This is a genomic window from Klebsiella sp. X1-16S-Nf21 (genome assembly GCF_002837615.1).
In the GTDB taxonomy this organism is placed as follows: domain Bacteria; phylum Pseudomonadota; class Gammaproteobacteria; order Enterobacterales; family Enterobacteriaceae; genus Klebsiella; species Klebsiella variicola.
Window position 1 is genome coordinate 1 of sequence record NZ_PJDK01000085.1, and the last position, 20,196, is coordinate 20,196.

Genomic DNA, 20,196 nt, shown 5'->3' on the forward strand with positions numbered 1-20,196 from the left:
CGGGATCTCATCAGCGTCGCCAACTTTAGCGCCAGAGAGACGGAAGAGCAGGTAGGGGCCTGGCTTGACGCTTTACAGGGGCGCCCGATGCCCACCGCCTTCCTGGTGGGCGGTGATTTTATGGCCGCCGGCACCGTCAGCGCCCTGCAAAAACGAGGCCTGCGGGTGCCGCAGGATGTTTCGGTTATGAGTATCGACGGGTTTAATCTGGCGGCGATTCAGGAGGTGCCGCTGACCGCGGTGCATGTGCCGCGAGATGAGCTGGGCAGCGAGGCGGTGCATCTCCTGCAGCAGCGCCTGCTGCGCCCGGAGGCGCCGCACGGCTCGCTACTGTTGCACGGCACGCTGGTGGTACGTGATTCGGTACGGCGGATCCGGCCGGGCAAAGGCCATACCGCCGTGGAGCCGCAGGGGCTGTATGACGATTAAACCGGGATACCCAGCGCCCGTTTCCCGTGAATATTCAGATCTTCCAGGGTGAAGCGCCCCTGCCAGCTGGCCTCATAGTCCTCGCGCGGGAAATCCCCCGGCGAGGCCCCTTTTTCCAGAGCAATTTTCACTTTCTGCGCGTAGGCGAGGTTCTTTTCGCACATCGGCGCGGCCGGGATGTACATCACGTTGCCCCAGCCCTGTTGATTTTCCACCGGCGCCACTGAGTGAATAACATCGCAGTGCCACCAGACGGAATCGCCAGCGTTCAGCGCCGGAATCGAGCTTAACGCTTTAATTAAGAGCGGGTGCCACTGCTCAGAGATCGGCAGCACTCTGCCCGGCGCGACGCCGCACAGCTCATCTTCCGGCACATCGTCGAGCAGGGGGCGCAGCAGCACATAAGCCATCGCCTCCGGGATCGGCACCACGTGTAGCAGCCCCTGACCCGGGATCATGTCCGACAGCGCGGTCCAGCCCTGGAAGGTGCGGAACACCGAGCATTTGGTGGTGTTGTCGACGGTGTACTCTTCCACTTCGGTACGGTGCGCGGCGTCCCACGGATCGTAGGCGTCGATATTGCCATTAAAAACGTTGGCGAAAACCTGCTGATAGGCGGGAAGCAGCCAGCGCTCCAGCGCGCCGGAATCGGTATGCGCCCCCAGCCCCTTTGACGTGGTTCCCGGCGGGCGGCGGCGGATACGGTCAGGGTAAATCACGCTGACATCCGGATCGAACCAGCGCTTGCCATTCTGTTCAAAGCGCCACAGGCGATTGAGGAAGGATTGCACCGCCGCCATTTCATCACTCTGTCGCGCCTGCATTTGCGAGGGGGACCAGTAGATCGGATAGATTTCCGGACGCGAAGCCTCCAGCGAACCGAAGAAGCTGTCGCCAGGTCCTTTGTAAACATCATCGAAATGGTTCAGATCGAGGTATTCCAGCATCGCGTTGTCCCAGGCCAGCGCCTGTTCGCGCGGGTAGTGTCCTTTGATCACTGCGCAGCCCCGGCGCTTAATCGCCGCGCGCTGCTCATCGCTCACTTTTCCTTCGGCGATATCGCTGAACGGGATCGTCGGCCAGACCTCCTGGCCTGTGGCTTTCAGGGCATTAATCTCGTCCAGGCGCTCGCTGATACGCGCCGAGAGTTTATCGAACACTGCCTGGACATCGCCAATTTGTGCCCGTAAGGCCTGTTTCATCTGGCGAATTGCCGCTTTGTGGTCGGCAGGTAATGTTTCGTGGGTCGGGAGAGCAGCCATAATAACCTCGCTGTATCTTTCATTCGAAAGTGTTAAATCTTACAAACGTTAATTTAAGTTAAAATGGAGTTAATGCAAGTTTAAAATCTTGCTACGGCGCACAAAATGGAAAAACCGGGGCGCGATGCCCCGGCGAAGGGTCACGCGTTGAAGGGAGCGGTATTATCGAGGACGGCCTGAATGACGTTCAGCGCGCCGTCATGGTTATTATCGTCAGTGGCATAGCCGGCGATAGCCTTGATGGTGTCGGCGGCGTTACCCATGGCGAAAGCGTATTTCACCAGCTTCAGCATTTCGGCGTCGTTGCCGCTGTCGCCGATGGCCACGCACTGCTGGGGCGAAAGGTTCCAGCGTTTGAGCAGGCGGCTGATGCCGTTGGCTTTATGCAGGCCGGGGATAATCAAATCGACAAAGCCAAAGCCGCTGGTGACCGGCTTCATGATCCCGTCGAGCGACACGTGCAGTTTATCGATCAGCTGTGGGATCTCGCTGTCCGGCAGGTTGAGGGAGAATTTGAACAGCGTGTCGTCGATGCGATGGTAATCGCTTACCCGCTGCAGACGGTGGTAGTGCTTTGACATCAGGTCGACGAAGGCATCCGGAGCTTTATCGCTCACATACGCGCTCTGCAGGCCGCAGGCGACAAAGTTGAGCTGCGGATCTTTGAGCAATTCGCCAATCACCACCTGTGATTCGTGGCGGGTCAGTTCGCCGTGGAACAGCTGCTTGCCATGCTCAAAGACCAGCGCGCCGTTTTCGGCGACGAACGAAATCTGCTCGCGGATCTCCGGGAAGAAGGAGATCAACTGATAGTACTGGTTGCCGCTGGCGACAACAAATTCAATGCCGCGCTGCTGCAGCTGGGCGAATTGCGCCAGAAACCGTGAGCGATCGTAGGTTTTGGCGTCATTGAGAAAAGTTCCGTCCATATCGGTGACGATAACTTTAACGGTCATAAGGGGATGCTCCTGGCTTAACTTCGACCAGTAACATTCTAATTACAATGTGATGGGGAGCACAAATTTATTTCGAATGAAAGTTCACTCAGCGCAGAAAATGCCGGGTGGCAACGTTGCCTTACCCGGCCTGCAGAACAGGGTAGGCCCGCTAAGCATAGCGCCAGCGGGCACGAAGGGTTACAGCGTATGTTCGGTTCGGGCGATGATATCGTCCTGGGTATCCGGCGACAGGGCGGTGAAGAACGCCGAGTATCCGGCGACGCGGACCACTAAATCGCGGTACTGGTCAGGGTGTTTCTTCGCCTCCAGCAGCGTGTCGCGGGATACGATGTTGTACTGGATATGCCAGCCTTTGTGCACCTCGAAGAAGGTGCGCAGCAGCACCATCAGCTTCTGCTTGTCGGACTCATTCTCCAGCGTGGACGGATTCAGCTTCTGGTTAAGCAGCACGCCGCCGAGGATCGCGCCGGTGGGGAGTTTGCCCACCGAACTGATGACCGCTGTCGGCCCCAGATGGTCGGTACCGGAGGCCGGGCTGGCCCCTTCCGCCAGCGGGGTGTGCGCTTTACGGCCATCCGGTGTCGCCATCGTCTGGGCGCCGAACGGAACGTTGGCGGAGATAGACGACGTGCCAGCGTAATAGTTGCCGCCGATTGGGCCGCGGCCATAGCGCGGGTTGTGATACTGCTTCAGCTCGTCGATATAGGTCTGGTAGGCCCGCGCCAGCAACTCGTCGACGCTGTCATCATCGTTACCGTACTTCGGCGCGCCGTTGATCAACCGCTGGCGCAGTTGCTCGTGGGTCAGACCGTCGAAATCTTCCGCCAGCGCCTTCGCCAGTTCCTGCTGGCCGATGGCGCCCTGATCGAAGACCAGTTTTTTCACCGCCGCCAGGCTGTTGCCGAGGTTGGCGATACCCACCTGCAGGCCGGAAACCCAGTCATATTTCGCGCCGCCTTGCTTGATGCTTTTCGCCCGTTCGATACAGTCATCCACCAGCGCCGAACAGAGAATATCGTGGACGTTTTCCTCCAGCATGGTATCGACCACGTACTCAATCTCAATGGATTTACGGGTGTAGTAGCGGATCTGGTTATCCCAGTCTGCCAGCACCTGGTCGAAATTAGCGAAGTTGCCTTTCGACAGGGCATGCTCCTGGGGCAGGAATACCTGACCGCTGGTGGCATCGCGGCCACCTTCCAGCGTCGCCAGCATCACCCGCGCGAAGTTGATAAAGCTCATGCCGGTGCAGCGGTAGCCCCATTTGCCGCCAACCGCGGTTTCGATGCAGCCGATGGCGGCGTAATCGTAGGCGTCCTGCGGCTCGATGCCGAGTTTGATAAATTCCGGGATGACGATTTCGTCGTTATTAAACGCCGGCATGCCGAAGCCGCAGCGGATCACCTGGACGCAGGCGTCGAGGAAGTCGTTGCTCATCCCGGCATGGTAACGCACGCTGAGGTTCGGCTGGGTAGAGCGCAGACGACCACAGGATTCCAGGATGGCATACGACAGCGGGTTGACGGCGTCCTGCGGCTGGCCGTCGACCAGGTTCTGGCCGCCAATGGTGACGTTCTGGTACAGCGGGCTGCCGGCAGAGGCCTTGGAGTGCGAGCCGGAGCGAATTTTGTTGACCTCCAGCAGCTTCAGCCAGCAGCTGTGCAGCAGCTCAATGGCCTGTTCGCGATCCAGCGACTGCTGCAGTTCAACGTCGCGACGGTAGTACGGATAGAGGTACTGGTCCATACGGCCAAAGGAGACCGAGTGGCCATTGGATTCAATCTGCAGGATCAGCTGAATGAAGTAGCACAACTGCAGCGCCTGCCAGAAGGTTTTCGGCGGCTCATGGGCGATGATGTCGCAGTTTTCGGCTATCGTCAGCAGTTCGTGGCGGCGTGATTCACGGGATTCTGCTGTCGCCATCTCGCGCGCCAGCGCGGCGAAGCGTTTGCTGTGGTCGCTGACCGCTTCCAGAACGATATCAATCGCTTTCAGGAACTGCTCGCCGTGCAGGTCTTCCAGTACCGTCAGGTTAATGCGCGACCGGCGTTCGGCGACCTTGGCGCGCATACCGTCGAGGCCTTTCTCCAGCAGCAGCGGGTAGTTGACCGCCAGGTGAGCGTCACCGGAGGTCATATTGCCTTCCGCCTTAATAATGCCGGTGGCGAGCAGCGCTTTTTGCTCATCGGTAAACATACCGTAGCAGCGGTCCTGTACGGTCTGCCCGCGCCACCATGGGCACACTTCATGCAGCACGCGTTTGTTCTCTTCGCTGACCGAGAAGCCGGCGCCGGGGCGGTCGGCAAGATCGTCGATCTCTTTCTCAATCCAGCTGACGGTGTATTCCGGGAAAATCGGCGCGGCGCGCACTTCGCTGGCCTGGTTGCCGACGATCAGTTCGTCGTGCTTGATCCAGATGGTGCGCTCGGCAAGGTGATGCGCCAGCGCCAGGGCGCGACGTACCGGGATTGGCTTATCAAGATGCTGCTGATACATCTCGGTGTAGTGGCGGGCGCGTTCGGTACAGACCGGCGGTTTGACAATATGCACCAGCGCCATTTTATGGGCCTGGATGCGGGCGCTGAGGGTATTGAGTTTGAGAGTCGTCATAAGGTTATCCTCGTAAGATCGCCGTTAGCCCCTTGCTCCGCGCATAATCCTGCGCGAAGGCGAGCAGCTCAGGAGCATCCAGCGGTTTGTCCGGTGCGGTGTAGGGCTGACTGAGTAACTGGTATTTGTTCATTCCCAGCGTGTGGTACGGCAGGAAATGGATCTCGCTGACCTGCAGGCGGTCGGCGGCAAAATCGGTGATCGCGGCAATGTCGGCTTCACTGGCGTTGAATCCCTGGATCAGCGGCACGCGAATAATCATTTTTTTCCCTGCCTGCGCCAGTCGCTGCAGGTTATCCAGCACCCGGCGGGCGCTGCCGTCGGTCCACTGCTGGAAAACGGCCTCGTCGACGTGTTTCAGGTCGGCGAGAAACAGGTCGACAAAGGGTAAAGCCGGTTCAATGTATTTCCACGGCACGTGCAGGCAGGTTTCCACGGCGGTGTGAATACCTGCCTGATGGCTGGCTTCGAAAAGCGCCTGCGCCAGCGTCGGGTTCATAAAGGGTTCGCCGCCGGAAAGGGTGATGCCGCCGCCGCTGCGATCGTAGAACGGTTTATCACGCAGCACCGTCGCCATGATCGCTTCGACGTTTTTCTCCTCGCCGCAGACCGTTAGCGCGGTGGTGGGGCAGCAGTCACGCAGCGCAGTAATATGCTTGTCGTTAACGTTTTGCCGATCAATGATCAAACCATCGAGGGTACGGGTGATAACCTCCGGCGCCGCCCGCTGGCACAGATCGCAGCCGGCCAGGCACAGCCGCGAGTCATACAGCAGATCTTCGCTGCGGGCGCGGCTTTCCGGGTTCTGGCACCAGCGGCAGCCCAGCGAGCAGCCTTTCAGGAAGACGACGGTACGGATCCCTGGGCCGTCATGGGTGGAGTAGCGCTGGATGTTGAAGATCATGGCTTATCCTCTTGTTTGCGTATGAATATAAAAACACTTTCGAATGAAAGTTATATTGACGTAAATCAACAAGCGGGATGGGGCTAAGCCCCTGGGGATAAAAAAACGAGAGAGGTCACAAAACCACCGACGACCCTCGTCGCCGGTGTGGGGGTTAGTGCGAGCCGCATACCTCGCACTGCGGATGACGCATCAGCTTCATTTCACGAAACTGGCAGGTCATGGCGTCGTACATCACGATTTTTCCGCTGGCAGGGGTGCCGTAGCCGGTCAGCAGTTTAATGGCCTCCATCGCCTGCAGTGAACCGATGGTGCCCACCAGCGGGGCCATTACCCCGGCTTCGACGCAGGTGAGGGCATTTTCGCCGAACAGACGGCTCAGGCAGCGGTAGCAGGGTTCGCCATCCTGATACGTGAAGACGCTGATTTGCCCCTCCATGCGGATCGCTGCCCCGGAGACCAGCGGGGTGGTGTGCTGGAAACAGCCGGCGTTGAGCTGGTTACGAATGGCGACGTTGTCGGTGCAGTCCAGCACCAGATCGTGATCGGCAATCTGCCCCGCCAGCGCGGTCTCATCCAGCAAGGCATTGAGCGGGACCAGCCGGACGTGCGGGTTAATGCGCGCCAGCGCCTCGCGGGCAGAATCCACCTTCGGTTGGCCGATGGTCGCGTCGCTGTGCAGCGTCTGGCGCTGGAGGTTGGACAGCGAGACGGTGTCGAAATCGAGCAGGGTGAGCTGACCCACGCCGGCCGCCGCCAGATATTGAGCGGCGGCGCAGCCGAGCCCGCCGAGGCCGACCACCAGTACGCGAGCGGCTTTTAGTCGCTCCTGACCGTCGAAATCAAAACCGCGCAAGACGATCTGCCGGTTATAGCGCAGCATCTCCTCGTCGCTCAGCTCAACGGCCATTACAGCCCCCCAAACAGATGATTAAAGGGCTCGACTTCGACCCATTCGCCCGCTTCGACGTGGCCGCGTTCGCGCTCCAGTACGATAAAGCAGTTACCGAGGCTGAATGAGCTGAAAATGTGCGAGCCCTGATGGCCGGTGGTGGTCACCACCAGCTCGCCGTCGGGGTTGCGCTGCAGAATACCGCGCTGGAAGTCGAGACGACCCGGCGACTTCTTCAGTCGCGTGGCGGCGCGTACCCGCAGGCGGGTTGCCTGAAGCGGGCCGTGCTTGCCCGAGAGTTTCGCCAGCAGCGGCTGCACCAGCTGACAGAAGGTGACGGTGGCGGAAACCGGGTTACCCGGCAGGCCGCAGAACCAGCTGCTGCTGAGCTTGCCGAAGGCGAAGGGTTTCCCCGGCTTGATCGCCAGTTTCCAGAAGCCGATCTCCCCCAGCTCTTCAAGAATGGTTTTGGTGTAGTCGGCTTCGCCCACCGAGACGCCACCGGAGCTGATGACCACGTCGGCCTGCTGGTCGGCGGCGATAAACGCGTCACGCAGCTTCGCCGGGTCGTCAGGAATAATGCCGAGGTTAATGACCTCGTAGCCCAGCTGCTGCAGCATCAGGTGCACCGCCAGGCGGTTGGTATCGTAAATCTGGCCGTCGCCGAGCGGTTGACCCGGCAGCTGCAGCTCATCGCCGGTTGAGAAGACCGCGACGCGTACCTTGCGCACCACCTCGACCTCGGCAATGCCCAGCGAGGCCAGCACCGGCAGCTCGGCCACCGTCAGGGGCGTCCCCGCCGGGAAGACCACCGCGCCGTGAGCGATATCTTCTCCGCGACGGCGAATGTGCTGCCCGGCTTTCACCGGCGCGGTAAAGCGCACGCCGGCGTCGGTCTGTTCGGTCTCTTCCTGCATGACCACCGCGTCGCAGCCCGCAGGGACCGGCGCGCCGGTCATGATGCGGATACAGGTGCCGGTGGGCCAGGTCTCGTGAAACGGTTGGCCGGCAAAGGCCTTACCGGCGACCGGCAGCGCCGCGCCGTCGCGAAGGTCGCTTAGCCGGACGGCATAGCCATCCATCGCGGCGTTATCAAAGCCGGGCACATCCAGCGGGGAGACGATGTCATGGGCGGTCACACGCGAGAAGGCCTGCAACAGCGGTACAGTTTCCGTCGCGTTCAGCGGCGTAATACGATCGAGCATCTGGGCGAGGGCTGTGTCGAGCGGCATCAGTCCGGCGGTAAAATCCATGGGTCACTCCTGCGGGCAAAACAGCGAAAACGCCTATTATGGCAGAAAAGCGGCGCGGGCTGTATGCCACCTGGGTACGAGGCTTTACATCGCCCGCCGCTCTTTCTATATTCAAAAATTGTATAAGACATTCAGCAATATAATGATATCAATACCCTTATTCCTGACGTGACCGGCGCCGCGCCGCGGTACGACGGGGCAGGGGCGATCCACTTCATCGTTAAGGACTGGCGAAATGGGCAAGGCGGTTATAGCAATTCACGGCGGCGCAGGGGCGATTTCTCGCGCGCAGATGACGCCGGAGCGGGAGCGAGAGTATGTGGCGGCGCTGTCGACTATCGTCGAAAGCGGGTAGAAGATGTTGGCTGCGGGCGCCAGTGCGCTGGATACCGTGACCGAGGCCGTTCGGCTGCTGGAAGAGTGCCCGCTGTTTAACGCCGGGATGGGCGCGGTATTTACCCACGATCAAACCCATGAGCTGGACGCCTGCGTAATGGATGGCTACAGCCTGCAGGCGGGCGCGGTGGCCGGGGTCAAACATTTGCGTAATCCGGTGCTGGCGGCGCGTCTGGTACTGGAGGAGAGCCCGCACGTGCTGCTGATTGGCGAGGGCGCGGAAAATTTCGCCTTCTCCCGGGGGATGGAACGCGTGGAAAACGATCTCTTCTCCACGCCCGAGCGCCTGCTGCAGCTGCAGGAGGCGAAAGCGGGCGGGGAGATTATCCTCGACCACCACGCCGCCCCGCTCGATGAACGCCAGAAAATGGGCACCGTCGGCGCGGTGGCGCTCGACCTGGCTGGCAATCTGGCGGCGGCAACCTCCACCGGCGGCATGACCAACAAATTGCCCGGACGCGTCGGCGACAGCCCGCTGCCGGGCGCGGGATGCTATGCCAACAATGCCAGCGTGGCGGTCTCCTGCACCGGCACCGGCGAAGTCTTTATGCGCACCCTGGCGGCCTACGATATCGCCGCCTTAATGGAGTATGGTCAGTTGAGTCTCTACACCGCCTGCGAGCGGGTGGTGATGGAGAAACTGCCGGCTCTCGGCGGTAGCGGCGGGCTGATTGCCGTCGATCGCGAAGGTAACGTCGTTTTACCGTTTAACAGTGAAGGCATGTACCGCGCCTGGTGCTATGCCGGCGATACGCCGACCATTGGCATTTATCGCGAATAGAAGAAGGGAGAGGGAGAGTGTCGCAAACTCACGAAACCGATACCTGCGAAGTGCTGGTAGTGCGCAACCTGAACGTGGCCTTTCGCCAACAGGATGCGCCAGAGGTGCAGGCCGTGCGTCAGCTATCCTTCAGCCTGCGTCGCGGCGAGACGCTGGCGATAGTGGGTGAGTCCGGTTCGGGAAAATCGGTGACCGCGCTGGCGCTGATGCGTTTGCTTGACGCCGCCAGCAGCGAAGTGAGCAGCGAGGGGCTGTGGCTGCGGCGGCGTAACCGGCAGGTGATCGCGCTCAATGAGCAAACGGACGCCGAGATGCGCCGGGTGCGCGGCGCGGATCTGGCCATGATTTTTCAGGAGCCGATGACCTCGCTGAATCCGGTTTTTACCATCGGCGAACAAATCGCCGAATCCCTGCGCCTGCACCAGGGGCTGGGGCGCGAAGAGGCGCTGCGCGCGGCGAAAAAGATGCTCGACCAGGTGCGTATTCCCCAGGCGGAAGAGATGCTCTCACGCTATCCGCACCAGCTCTCCGGCGGCATGCGCCAGCGGGTGATGATCGCCATGGCGCTCTCCTGCCGGCCGGCGGTGTTGATAGCCGATGAGCCGACCACGGCCCTGGATGTCACCATCCAGGCGCAAATTTTGCAACTCATTGCCGTCCTGCAAAAGGAGATGGCGATGGGGGTGATCTTTATTACCCACGATATGGGCGTCGTGGCCGATATCGCCGATCGGGTGCTGGTGATGTATCGCGGTGAGGCGGTAGAGACCGGCAGCGTTGAGGAGATCTTTCGTTCGCCGCAGCACCCTTATACTCAGTCGCTGCTGGCGGCGGTTCCGCGGCTGGGGGAGATGCGGGGTCAGGATCTGCCGCGCCGTTTTTCGCTTCCCGGTCAGCCGCAGGCGGAGACCGAAACGCCAGACACGGTGGCGGCGGGGGAGCCTATCCTGCAGGTGCGCGACCTGGTGGCCCGTTTTCCGGTGCGCGGTGGGCTGCTCAATCGCGTGACGCGCGAAGTGCATGCGGTGGAGAAGATCAGTTTTGATCTCTGGCCGGGAGAGACCCTGTCGCTGGTGGGAGAGTCCGGCTGCGGCAAGTCGACCACCGGCCGGGCGCTGCTGAGACTGGTCGAAACCCAGGGTGGCACCATTACCTTCGACGGCCAACGGATTGATACGCTCTCCGGCAGCAAGCTGCAATCCCTGCGCCGTAATATTCAGTTTATTTTTCAGGATCCTTACGCTTCGCTTGACCCGCGTCAGACGGTCGGTGACTCGATCATGGAGCCGCTGCGGGTGCATGGCCTGCTGCATGGTGAAGCCGCGCGTGAGCGGGTTTCCTGGCTACTGAAGCGCGTGGGGCTTCAGCCGGAGCATGCCTGGCGTTACCCCCATGCCTTTTCCGGCGGCCAGCGGCAGCGGATCTGCATTGCCCGCGCGCTGGCGCTGAATCCGAAGGTGGTGATAGCCGATGAGTCGGTGTCGGCCCTGGATGTCTCCATTCGGGCGCAGATTATCAATCTGATGCTCGACCTGCAGCGCGAGATGGGTATCGCGTTTCTGTTTATTTCCCATGATATGGCGGTGGTGGAGCGCATCAGCCACCGCGTGGCGGTGATGTATCGCGGTCGCATTGTCGAAATAGGCCCGCGCCGTGCGGTGTTTGAAAACCCGCAGCACCCCTATACCCGTAAGCTAATGGCCGCCGTACCGGTGGCCGACCCGGCCTACCGTCATCCGCAGCGAGTCCTGCTGTCTGATGACGTCCCGGGCAATATCTATAAGCGGGGCGAGGAGATGGCCAGCGTGCCATTGCAGCAGGTTGGGCCGGACCACTTTGTCGCCCGCGAATCCGCCGATGTGCTGGGCAGAGCATAACAACACATAACGCACCTTTTCAGGAGAATACGATGACACAACCTGTTTCACGCAAATGGTGGCTGGCGCTGAGTATCGCGGCGGCCCTGGCGAGCGCCCCTGCCTTTGCCGCCAAAGATGTGGTCGTGGCGGTCGGGTCTAACTTTACGACGCTCGATCCCTATGATGCCAACGATACCCTGTCGCAGGCGGTGGCGAAGTCCTTTTATCAAGGCCTGTTCGGCCTTGATAAAGAGATGAAGCTACAAAATGTTCTTGCCGAGAGCTATACCGTGTCACCGGACGGCCTGGTGTACACCATCAAGCTGCACAGCGGGGTGAAATTCCAGGATGGCACCGACTTTAACGCCGAGGCGGTCAAGGCTAACCTCGACCGCGCGAGTAACCCGGATAACCATCTCAAGCGCTATAACCTGTATAAAAATATCGCCAGCACCGAGGCGGTCGATCCGACCACGGTCAAAATTACCCTGAAGCAGCCCTTCTCGGCATTTATTAACATTCTCGCCCATCCGGCGACGGCGATGATTTCGCCGGCGGCGCTGAAAAAATATGGCAAGGATATTGGCTTCCATCCGGTGGGTACCGGGCCGTATAAGCTCGACACCTGGAACCAGACAGATTTCGTGAAGGTCAGCAAGTTCGATGGTTACTGGCAGCCAGGCCTGCCGAAGCTGGACTCCATCACCTGGCGTCCGGTGGTGGATAACAACACCCGGGCGGCGATGCTGCAGACCGGCGAAGCGCAGTTTGCTTTCCCGATCCCTTACGAACAGGCGCCGCTGCTGGCAAAAAACAGCAAACTGGAGCTGGTGGCCAGCCCGTCGATCATGCAGCGCTACATCAGCATGAACGTGACGCAGAAGCCGTTCGATAATCCGAAGGTGCGTGAAGCCATCAACTATGCGATTAACCGTCAGGCGCTGGTCAAGGTGGCGTTTGCCGGATACGCCACCCCGGCGACCGGGGTGGTGCCGCCGTCGATTGCCTACGCCCAGACTTACACCGCCTGGCCCTACGATCCGGCGAAAGCTCGCCAGTTGCTGAAAGAGGCTGGCTACCCTAACGGTTTCAGCACCACGCTGTGGTCATCACATAATCACAGCACCGCGCAGAAAGTACTGCAGTTCACCCAGCAGCAGCTGGCGCAGGTGGGGATTAAGGCGCAGGTGACGGCGATGGACGCTGGTCAGCGGGCGGCGGAAGTGGAAGGTAAAGGGCAGAAAGAGAGCGGGGTACGGATGTTCTATACCGGCTGGTCCGCCTCCACCGGTGAAGCCGACTGGGCGCTGTCGCCGCTGTTCGCCTCGCAAAACTGGCCGCCGACGCTGTTTAATACCGCGTTTTACAGCAACCCGCAGGTGGATAACGCGCTGAGCGAGGCGCTGAAAACCACCGACCCGCAAGAGAAAACCAAACTCTATAAAGAGGCGCAGGATATTATCTGGAAAGAGTCGCCGTGGGTACCGCTGGTGGTCGAGAAACTGGTCTCCGCCCACAGCAAGAACCTCACCGGTTTCTATATCCAGCCGGATACTGGCTTTAGTTTTGAACAGGCAGATTTAACACCGTGAAGGATGGGATGATGCCCTCCGGCGCCAGCGCGCGGGGGGCGGTTTTTCCGCGGGGCGGGTTGCGGAGGTATGATGCTCAACTATGTGATTAAGCGCCTGCTGGGGCTGATCCCCACCCTGCTTATCGTCGCAGTACTGGTGTTTCTGTTCGTCCATATGCTGCCCGGTGACCCGGCGCGGCTGATTGCCGGACCGGAGGCCGATGCCCAGGTGGTGGCGATGGTGCGCCAGCAACTGGGGCTTGACCAGCCGCTGCATGTCCAGTTCTGGCACTACATCACCAACGTGCTGCGCGGCGATTTTGGCATTTCCATGGCCTCGCGGCGTCCCGTTTCCAGTGAAATAGCCAGCCGCTTTATGCCCACGCTGTGGCTGACGCTGGCCAGCATGAGCTGGGCGGTACTGTTCGGGATGGCGGCGGGGATCGCGGCCGCGGTGTGGCGCAATCGCTGGCCCGACCGTCTGGGAATGGCGCTGGCGGTGAGCGGCATTTCGTTTCCGGCTTTTGCTCTCGGCATGCTGCTGATGCAGGTGTTTTCGGTTGAGCTGGGCTGGCTGCCGACGGTGGGGGCCGACAGCTGGCGGCACTATATTTTGCCATCGTTGACCCTTGGCGCGGCGGTAGCGGCGGTCATGGCGCGCTTTACCCGCGCGTCGTTCGTTGATGTGTTGCATGAAGACTATATGCGTACCGCGCGGGCGAAAGGGGTGAGCGAAACGTGGGTGGTGCTCAAGCATGGCCTGCGCAATGCGATGATCCCGGTGGTGACCATGATGGGGCTGCAGTTCGGCTTTCTGCTCGGTGGGTCGATCGTCGTGGAAAAGGTGTTTAACTGGCCGGGGCTTGGGCGCCTGTTGGTCGATTCGGTAGAGATGCGCGATTACCCGGTAATTCAGGCGGAAGTCCTGCTCTTTTCGCTGGAGTTTATTCTTATCAATTTAGTGGTGGATGTGCTGTACGCGGCCATTAACCCGGCTATAAGGTATAAGTAAGGTGCGATTGCTCAACTGGAGAAGGCAGGCGGCGCTGAACGCCATGCCGGGTATCAGACCCGGCGAGATCCATACCCCATGGCATGAGTTCTGGCGGCGCTTTCGTCGCCAGCCGGTGGCGATGGGCGCTGGTATTTTCGTGCTGTTGCTGATTGCGGTAGCCATCGTTGCGCCATGGATAGCGCCGTACGATGCGGAAAATTATTTCGATTATGACCGGCTTAACGAGGGGCCCTCGCTGGTGCACTGGTTCGGTGTCGACTCGCTGGGGCGCGATATTTTCAGCCGGGTGCTGGTCGGGGCGCAGATCTCGCTGGCTGCCGGGGTACTGGCGGTGCTGATTGGCGCGGCTATCGGCACGGTGCTTGGGCTGCTGGCCGGCTACTATGAGGGCTGGTGGGACCGGCTCATTATGCGACTTTGCGACGTGCTGTTCGCCTTTCCGGGGATCCTGCTGGCGATCGCGGTGGTCGCTGTCATGGGCAGCGGGATGGCCAACGTGATCATCGCCGTGGCGATCTTCTCGATCCCGGCGTTTGCTCGTCTGGTGCGCGGCAATACGCTGGTGTTAAAGCAGCAGACCTTTATTGAATCGGCGCGCAGCATCGGCGCCAGCGACGCCACCATTCTGTTCAACCACATCCTGCCGGGGACGGTGTCATCGATCGTGGTTTATTTCACCATGCGTATTGGGGTATCGATTATTTCGGCGGCCAGTCTGTCGTTTCTCGGCCTCGGCGCGCAGCCGCCCACGCCAGAGTGGGGCGCGATGCTCAACGAGGCGCGGGCGGATATGGTGATGTCCCCGCACGTAGCGCTGTTTCCGGCGGTGGCGATTTTCGTGACCGTTCTGGCGTTTAATCTGCTGGGCGATGGCCTGCGCGATGCGCTGGATCCGAAGTTAAAGGGGTAGGGTGAGGGAAAGCACCGCCGTGCGGTGCTTTATATTATTTGTGGCTTCAGCGCACATTGCGCTCCCGGTTAATCTTCTGCGTTATGTCTCTCATAGCGCAGGGAGCGGTGTGGGGCGAAACGACTGCCGGACGGTTCCCTCGCCCTCCGGGAGAGGGTTAGGGTGAGGGAAAGCTTCGCCGTGCGGTGCTTTATATTATTTGTGGCTTCAGTGCACATTGCGCTCCCGGTTAATCTTCTGGGTTATGTCTCTCATAGCGCAGGGAGCGGTGTGGGGCGAAACGACTGCCGGACGGTTCCCTCGCCCTCCGGGAGAGGGTTAGGGTGAGGGAAAGCTTCGCCGTGCGGTGCTTTATATTATTTGTGGCTTCAGATCTTCTGGGTTATGTCTCTCATAGCGCAGGGAGCGGTGTGGGGCGAAACGACTGCCGGACGGTTCCCTCGCCCTCCGGGAGAGGGTTAGGGTGAGGGAAAGCTTCGCCGTGCGGTGCTTTATATTATTTGTGGCTTCAGCGCACATTGCGCTCCCGGTTAATCTTCTGCGTTATGCCTGGCATGGCGCAGGGAGCGCACAGGGGGCGGCCAGTCGCCGCCGCCCCCTGTACCCCCGGGCTCCGGCCAGCAACATCGCCACTGCGTGGTGCCTTCGACTTATCCCTGCAGGCTTCGGGTCGGGCCGAGGCAGCGTCCGTGCAAAACACGGCCCTCAGCCCGCATCCCTGCGGGCTGCCCCGGCCTTCCGGGAACGTCTCAGCGATGTTGAGGCCGCCAGCACCGGCAGTTTCAGCGGCCCCATGTCCGGCGGCGATTCACATATTGGGACTGGATCCCGTAGGCCGGGTAAGCGTAGCGCCACCCGGCAAAATAACCTCGCAACAGGGCTGCCTGGAAGATAATCAATGCTTGCCCGGCGGCGCTGCGCTTGCGCGGACCTGGGGGGTGAGCCTACGGGAGGACCCCGTAGGCTGGGGAATGCGATAAGCCGCTATCCGGGAAGCTGGACTAGACCCGGGTACCCCACAGGTCGTATTCGTCGGCATGCTCGACTTTCACCCGCACCACGTCGCCCGGCTTAACGCGGGTTTCGCCGTTCAGGTAGACCGCGCCGTCGATTTCCGGGGCGTCGGCCATGCTGCGGCCAATGGCGCCTTCTTCGTCAACTTCATCCACCAGCACCAGGATTTCGCGGCCCACTTTCTCCTGCAGACGCTCGGCAGAGATCTGCTGCTGCAGCTGCATAAAGCGGTTCCAGCGCTCCTCTTTCACCTCTTCCGGCACCTGATCCGCCAGTTCGTTGGCGGTGGCGCCTTCAACCGGGCTGTACTTGAAGCAGCCGACGCGGTCGAGACGCGCCTCTTTCAGGAAGTCGAGCAGCATCTGGAAATCTTCTTCCGTTTCGCCCGGGAAGCCCACGATAAAGGTAGAGCGCAGGGTCAGATCCGGGCAAATTTCACGCCACTGCTTAATGCGCGCCAGCTGGCGGTCTGCAGAGCCAGGACGCTTCATCAGCTTCAGAATACGCGGGCTGGCGTGCTGCAGCGGAATATCGAGGTACGGCAGAATTTTGCCTTCCGCCATCAGCGGGATCACATCGTCGACGTGCGGATACGGGTAAACATAATGCAGGCGCACCCAGATGCCGAGCTTCGCCAGCTCTTCGCACAGGCTGACCATGCTGGTCTTCACTGGCATGCCGTTGTGGAAACCGGTACGGTGCTTGACATCGACGCCGTAGGCGGAGGTGTCCTGAGAAATCACCAGCAGCTCTTTCACGCCGGCGTCAGCGAGGCGTTTGGCTTCCGCCAGCACTTCGCCAATCGGACGGCTCACCAGATCGCCACGCATGGACGGGATGATGCAGAAGGTGCAGCGATGGTTGCAGCCTTCAGAAATTTTTAAGTAGGCGTAGTGACGCGGCGTCAGCTTAACGCCCTGTTCCGGCACCAGGCTGAGGAACGGGTTGTGCTTCGGCTTCGGCGAGTAGTGGTGGACGTGCTCCAGCACCTGCTCATAGCTGTGCGGACCGGTGATCTCCAGCACCTTCGGGTGAACTTCGCGGATCTGATCCTCTTTCGCGCCAAGGCAGCCGGTGACGATCACCTTGCCGTTCTCTTTTAACGCTTCGCCGATCGCTTCCAGCGATTCCTGCACAGCGCTATCGATAAAGCCGCAGGTGTTAACGATGACCATATCGGCGTTGTCGTAGGTAGGGACGACGTCATAACCTTCGGTGCGCAGTTCGGTCAGGATACGCTCTGAGTCCACGAGATTTTTCGGGCAGCCCAGGGAGACGAAGCCGATTTTCGGCTGGTGCGTGACATTGCTCATAGCTTAAAAAGTGTTCAATTATTGGAATGGTCAGGGCAGGAATTCTACAGATCTTTGCGAAAAAGAGTATAGCTCCGTCGCGGTTAATGGTGAAAAAGCGCTCGGGTGAGGAGCGCGTGGGCTTCAGCACCGGGTCAAAACCGCCATTCCTGATAAAAACGCCCGTCATTTACGTTGTAATCTACAAAGTGATAACAATTTCTTTACTAAATACCTCGATGACCGCGAGGAGAAGAGGCAAGGAAATGACACCAACAGGCTCCCCGGTGGCGATAGCCACCCTGCCATTCAGTAATCTGGAGATCCCCCCGCAACCGCCGCAGATCCAACACTCCCTTGAGCAGGGAAATGTGCTCTATCTGCCGCAGCTGGCGTTTTCATTAACCGCCACGGAGCAGGCATTGCTGACCCCTGAGCTGGTCGCGCCGCGGCGCAAGAATATCAGCTATCAACCCGACACCCGCATGCTCAGAGGCGTGGCGGATAAGCAGAAAACGGCTGCCATCGCCCGGCTAATGGCGCGTTACCACCAGATGACGCTGCAGCTGATCGACGCGTTATTGCCAGGCTATGGCGAGTCGCTGCACCATCCGCAAACCAGTCTGCGTCTGCATCCCATTACCGCCTGGCGTGAAACGACCTCCTGGCGCAAAGACGATTCGCGCTTGCATGTGGACGCATTCCCGTCGCGCCCGGTCAAGGGTGATCGTATTCTGCGCATCTTTTGCAATATTCATCCCCGCGGCGAACCGCGAACCTGGCGGACAGGGGAGCATTTCGATACCCTCGCGGCACGCTTTCTGCCGCGGCTGAAACCCTGGTCGCCGTCAGGCGCCTGGCTGCTGGCAGCGCTGGGGATCACCAAAAGTCGGCGTAGCCATTACGATCATCTGATGCTGGCCCTGCACGATGCGATGAAAAGCACACCTGAGTACCAGCGACAGGGGGTGCAGCAGGAGATCGACTTTGCCGCCGGCAGCACCTGGATCTGCTTTTCCGATCAGACCCCGCACGCCGCGATGCGCGGCCAGTATCTGCTTGAGCAGACCTTTCTGTTGCCGGTGAAAGCGATGAGTCACCCGCAGCTCTCGCCGCTGCGGGTGCTGGAAACGCTCCTGCAAAAGCCGTTAGTCGCGCGCAACGTGTAGCGCCCGGCGTGGCTACCGGGCAGAGGATTATTGCGCCGGCGTAACGGCCCCGGAAGGCCTGGCGCTGGGCTTTTTCGGCTCGCGCTTATCCTTCAGGGTGAAAATGGAGATCAGCGTAAAGAGCCCGGCGATACCTCCGAGGATCAGATAGGTATCGGCGAAGCCAATGGTATCGTACAGATAGCCTGCCAGCGGAGAGTAGATGGCGGTGGCGATCGAGGCGACAAACAGCACCAGCAAATAGACCGTCGAAGAGAGCTTGTGGTCGAAGTTGGCAGCGATGAATTTAAAGACCGATACCAGAATTAACGGTTTCTCCAGGGCATGCATCATTTTCACCGCGCCAATCCACACCGGACCGAGGGGCACGGCTGACCCGACAATACGTACCGACATGATCAACCCGGCGATGATCAGCGCCCATTTGGCGCCGGTCCGGTTAACAAACCACGGCATCAGGCATAAGAACAGCGTTTCGCCGCACACCTGAATGGAGGCGAGGATCCCATACCAGCGGTTGCCTTCCTCCGGCGTCGGGAACTGCAGCGAGAAATACTGGGCAAACTGCTGATCGTAGGTGTCATAAATTTGCGTGACGAACAGGGTAAAGAGCAGCAGCATCCAGAACTGACCATTCTTCGCCAGCTCGAGGGCATGGGAGACCTTCAGCGATTCGCTTCGCGCCACATCGGCGTCGGTTAATTCAATTTTGGTCAGCATAAAGCAGATGGCGGCGATGACGATGGCGAGGCTGGCGAGCCAGAAGGCCAGATTAGGATTGCTGTCGATATATTTACCCACAATCCAGGCCGCCGCTGCCCAGCCTAACGAGCCCCACATCCGCACCCGACCGTATTCGAACTGGTAGCGACGGGAAATCTTATCGATGTAAGAGTCGATCACCCCGCAGCCGGAGTTAAAGATGATCCCCAGATAGATCCCCCCCAGCAGCGCGCCGAACCAGAAATTGTGCACCAGCAGCGGCGCGTAAACATAGATAAAGAAGGGGCCCACCGGCAGGAGCAGGGCGACCAGCAGCCAGATAAGCCGTTTTTTCAGGCCGAACTTGTCGGAGATAAAGCCGAAGAAAGGTTGCATCAGCAGGGCGATAAAAGCGTTGACCGAGTACAGCAGGCCAGTCTTCGTGGCGCTGATGCCAAGATGCTGGGTGGTCCAGATGACGAAGAAAGCCATGGTCGACGACCAGGCGAACAGGTAGAGGAAATCGAAAAGACTCAACAGGAGGTAGTTTCTTTTACCGGGCGTCATGTTTCAGTTCCTTGCAAACGGGCAGAGAGATTATCAGCGATCCGCGGGCAGCGTTCGCTGTTTTTATGAAATGTTATACGTATTACATTAATGATTTGTTATGGCATTCTGGCTGGCGATCGCGCAATAGCATTTGTGGTATAGTGTGATCTTAGCAGCACTATTTCCGCCTTTTAATGGTAATAATCGCGAGTTGATTTCTTTTTGAAATTAATTGTGATCGTATACCATTGTTTTTGGTGTATATCCTACAAAGCGGTAAGGTTGTCACATTGTAAAGGGTGTTACAGGCTTGGGAATAATTGACCTGGCGCATCATTTTGCACAAAAAATAACCGTATCATGAGAAGGGTAAAGGACGACAGAGGAGGAACTGTGATGACCGTTGACAGACAATATCGCCACCTTTTGCAGGAGCTCATCAATGCCAATATCGATATTGATGCCTATCTGCAGTTGCGAAAGGCTAAAGGCTACATGTCAGTCAGCGAAAATGACCATCTGCGTGATAACTTGTTTGAGCTTTGCCGTGAAATGCGTGCGCAGGCCCCGCGCCTGCAGAATGTCGTTTCACCGGAGGAGAAGGAGGCCCTTCGCCTGGCGGGCGAG

15 protein-coding genes and 1 pseudogene are annotated in these 20,196 nt (G+C 59.6%); 8 read left to right on the plus strand and 8 right to left on the minus strand.

Going from position 1 to position 20,196, the window contains the following annotated elements:
• A partial coding sequence (locus CW267_RS25830; protein ID WP_133124759.1) for a LacI family DNA-binding transcriptional regulator occupies positions 1-429 on the plus strand: 429 nt, incomplete at its 5' end.
• Here CW267_RS25830 and CW267_RS25835 read toward each other — a convergent pair.
• The 6 genes from CW267_RS25835 to moeA all read right to left on the minus strand — a co-directional run bounded on the left by CW267_RS25835 (position 426) and on the right by moeA (position 8,309).
• The gene (locus tag CW267_RS25835) at positions 426-1,691 is read right to left on the minus strand and encodes a DUF1479 domain-containing protein (RefSeq protein ID WP_008805790.1); all 1,266 of its coding nucleotides are present in this window, start codon (positions 1,689-1,691) and stop codon (positions 426-428) included. The two genes, CW267_RS25830 and CW267_RS25835, sit on opposite strands and share 4 nt — an antisense overlap.
• A 140-nt stretch (positions 1,692-1,831) precedes the next feature.
• A complete protein-coding gene (locus CW267_RS25840) occupies positions 1,832-2,647 on the minus strand; it encodes a Cof-type HAD-IIB family hydrolase (protein WP_008805791.1) in 816 nt (271 codons plus the stop codon).
• Positions 2,648-2,827: 180 nt separating this feature from the next.
• The gene (locus CW267_RS25845; RefSeq protein WP_012542364.1) at positions 2,828-5,260 is read right to left on the minus strand and encodes a formate C-acetyltransferase/glycerol dehydratase family glycyl radical enzyme; all 2,433 of its coding nucleotides are present in this window, start codon (positions 5,258-5,260) and stop codon (positions 2,828-2,830) included.
• Positions 5,261-5,264: 4 nt separating this feature from the next.
• Entirely contained in the window at positions 5,265-6,164 is a 900-nt protein-coding gene (locus tag CW267_RS25850; protein WP_064142666.1) for a glycyl-radical enzyme activating protein, read from the minus strand.
• Between the two features lie 154 nt (positions 6,165-6,318).
• A complete protein-coding gene (gene moeB / locus CW267_RS25855; RefSeq protein ID WP_008805794.1) occupies positions 6,319-7,074 on the minus strand; it encodes a molybdopterin-synthase adenylyltransferase MoeB in 756 nt (251 codons plus the stop codon).
• The gene (gene moeA / locus CW267_RS25860) at positions 7,074-8,309 is read right to left on the minus strand and encodes a molybdopterin molybdotransferase MoeA (protein ID WP_048964498.1); all 1,236 of its coding nucleotides are present in this window, start codon (positions 8,307-8,309) and stop codon (positions 7,074-7,076) included. Before moeA ends, moeB begins: the two co-directional genes overlap by 1 nt.
• Positions 8,310-8,544: 235 nt before the next feature.
• On the opposite strand from moeA, the pseudogene iaaA reads away from it, so the two are divergent.
• The 5 genes and pseudogenes from iaaA to gsiD all read left to right on the plus strand — a co-directional run bounded on the left by iaaA (position 8,545) and on the right by gsiD (position 14,843).
• Positions 8,545-9,486: pseudogene (gene iaaA, locus CW267_RS25865) on the plus strand (beta-aspartyl-peptidase).
• A gap of 17 nt (positions 9,487-9,503) precedes the next feature.
• Positions 9,504-11,363 (plus strand): glutathione ABC transporter ATP-binding protein GsiA, encoded by a 1,860-nt coding sequence (gsiA, locus tag CW267_RS25870; protein ID WP_008805797.1) that lies wholly within the window; start codon positions 9,504-9,506, stop codon positions 11,361-11,363.
• Positions 11,364-11,395: 32 nt separating this feature from the next.
• On the plus strand, positions 11,396-12,937 hold the full coding sequence (gene gsiB / locus CW267_RS25875; RefSeq protein ID WP_004176731.1) for a glutathione ABC transporter substrate-binding protein GsiB: 1,542 nt from the start codon (positions 11,396-11,398) through the stop codon (positions 12,935-12,937).
• A 72-nt stretch (positions 12,938-13,009) separates the two neighbouring features.
• A complete protein-coding gene (gsiC, locus tag CW267_RS25880; RefSeq protein ID WP_008805798.1) occupies positions 13,010-13,930 on the plus strand; it encodes a glutathione ABC transporter permease GsiC in 921 nt (306 codons plus the stop codon).
• Position 13,931: 1 nt separating this feature from the next.
• The gene (gene gsiD, locus CW267_RS25885) at positions 13,932-14,843 is read left to right on the plus strand and encodes a glutathione ABC transporter permease GsiD (protein ID WP_004147729.1); all 912 of its coding nucleotides are present in this window, start codon (positions 13,932-13,934) and stop codon (positions 14,841-14,843) included.
• Between the two features lie 1,001 nt (positions 14,844-15,844).
• Here the strand turns inward: gsiD and rimO are convergent.
• The gene (gene rimO / locus CW267_RS25895) at positions 15,845-17,170 is read right to left on the minus strand and encodes a 30S ribosomal protein S12 methylthiotransferase RimO (RefSeq protein ID WP_008805799.1); all 1,326 of its coding nucleotides are present in this window, start codon (positions 17,168-17,170) and stop codon (positions 15,845-15,847) included.
• Between the two features lie 245 nt (positions 17,171-17,415).
• Between rimO and CW267_RS25900 the strand changes: the two genes are divergently transcribed.
• Positions 17,416-18,318 carry a Kdo hydroxylase family protein gene (locus tag CW267_RS25900; protein ID WP_012968645.1) on the plus strand — a complete coding sequence of 301 codons (903 nt, stop codon included), beginning with the start codon at positions 17,416-17,418 and terminating at the stop codon, positions 18,316-18,318.
• A 27-nt stretch (positions 18,319-18,345) separates the two neighbouring features.
• On the opposite strand, the gene CW267_RS25905 is transcribed toward CW267_RS25900, so the two are convergent.
• Complete coding sequence (locus tag CW267_RS25905) at positions 18,346-19,587, minus strand: oligosaccharide MFS transporter (protein WP_012968644.1); 1,242 nt, start codon at positions 19,585-19,587, stop codon at positions 18,346-18,348.
• A gap of 378 nt (positions 19,588-19,965) precedes the next feature.
• Here CW267_RS25905 and CW267_RS25910 point away from each other — a divergent pair.
• On the plus strand, positions 19,966-20,196 hold a 231-nt coding region (locus CW267_RS25910; protein ID WP_319826676.1), incomplete at its 3' end, for a biofilm formation regulator BssR.

Bases quoted from the DNA above. Each gene is read 5' to 3' on its own strand.
- CW267_RS25835 (WP_008805790.1), bottom strand. From the start codon at position 1,691: ATGGCTGCTCTCCCGACCCACGAAACATTACCTGCCGACCACAAAGCG.
- CW267_RS25840 (WP_008805791.1), bottom strand. From the start codon at position 2,647: ATGACCGTTAAAGTTATCGTCACCGATATGGACGGAACTTTTCTCAAT.
- CW267_RS25845 (WP_012542364.1), bottom strand. From the start codon at position 5,260: ATGACGACTCTCAAACTCAATACCCTCAGCGCCCGCATCCAGGCCCAT.
- CW267_RS25850 (WP_064142666.1), bottom strand. From the start codon at position 6,164: ATGATCTTCAACATCCAGCGCTACTCCACCCATGACGGCCCAGGGATC.
- moeB (WP_008805794.1), bottom strand. From the start codon at position 7,074: ATGGCCGTTGAGCTGAGCGACGAGGAGATGCTGCGCTATAACCGGCAG.
- moeA (WP_048964498.1), bottom strand. From the start codon at position 8,309: ATGGATTTTACCGCCGGACTGATGCCGCTCGACACAGCCCTCGCCCAG.
- gsiB (WP_004176731.1), top strand. From the start codon at position 11,396: ATGACACAACCTGTTTCACGCAAATGGTGGCTGGCGCTGAGTATCGCG.
- gsiC (WP_008805798.1), top strand. From the start codon at position 13,010: ATGCTCAACTATGTGATTAAGCGCCTGCTGGGGCTGATCCCCACCCTG.
- rimO (WP_008805799.1), bottom strand. From the start codon at position 17,170: ATGAGCAATGTCACGCACCAGCCGAAAATCGGCTTCGTCTCCCTGGGC.
- CW267_RS25900 (WP_012968645.1), top strand. From the start codon at position 17,416: ATGACACCAACAGGCTCCCCGGTGGCGATAGCCACCCTGCCATTCAGT.
- CW267_RS25905 (WP_012968644.1), bottom strand. From the start codon at position 19,587: ATGACGCCCGGTAAAAGAAACTACCTCCTGTTGAGTCTTTTCGATTTC.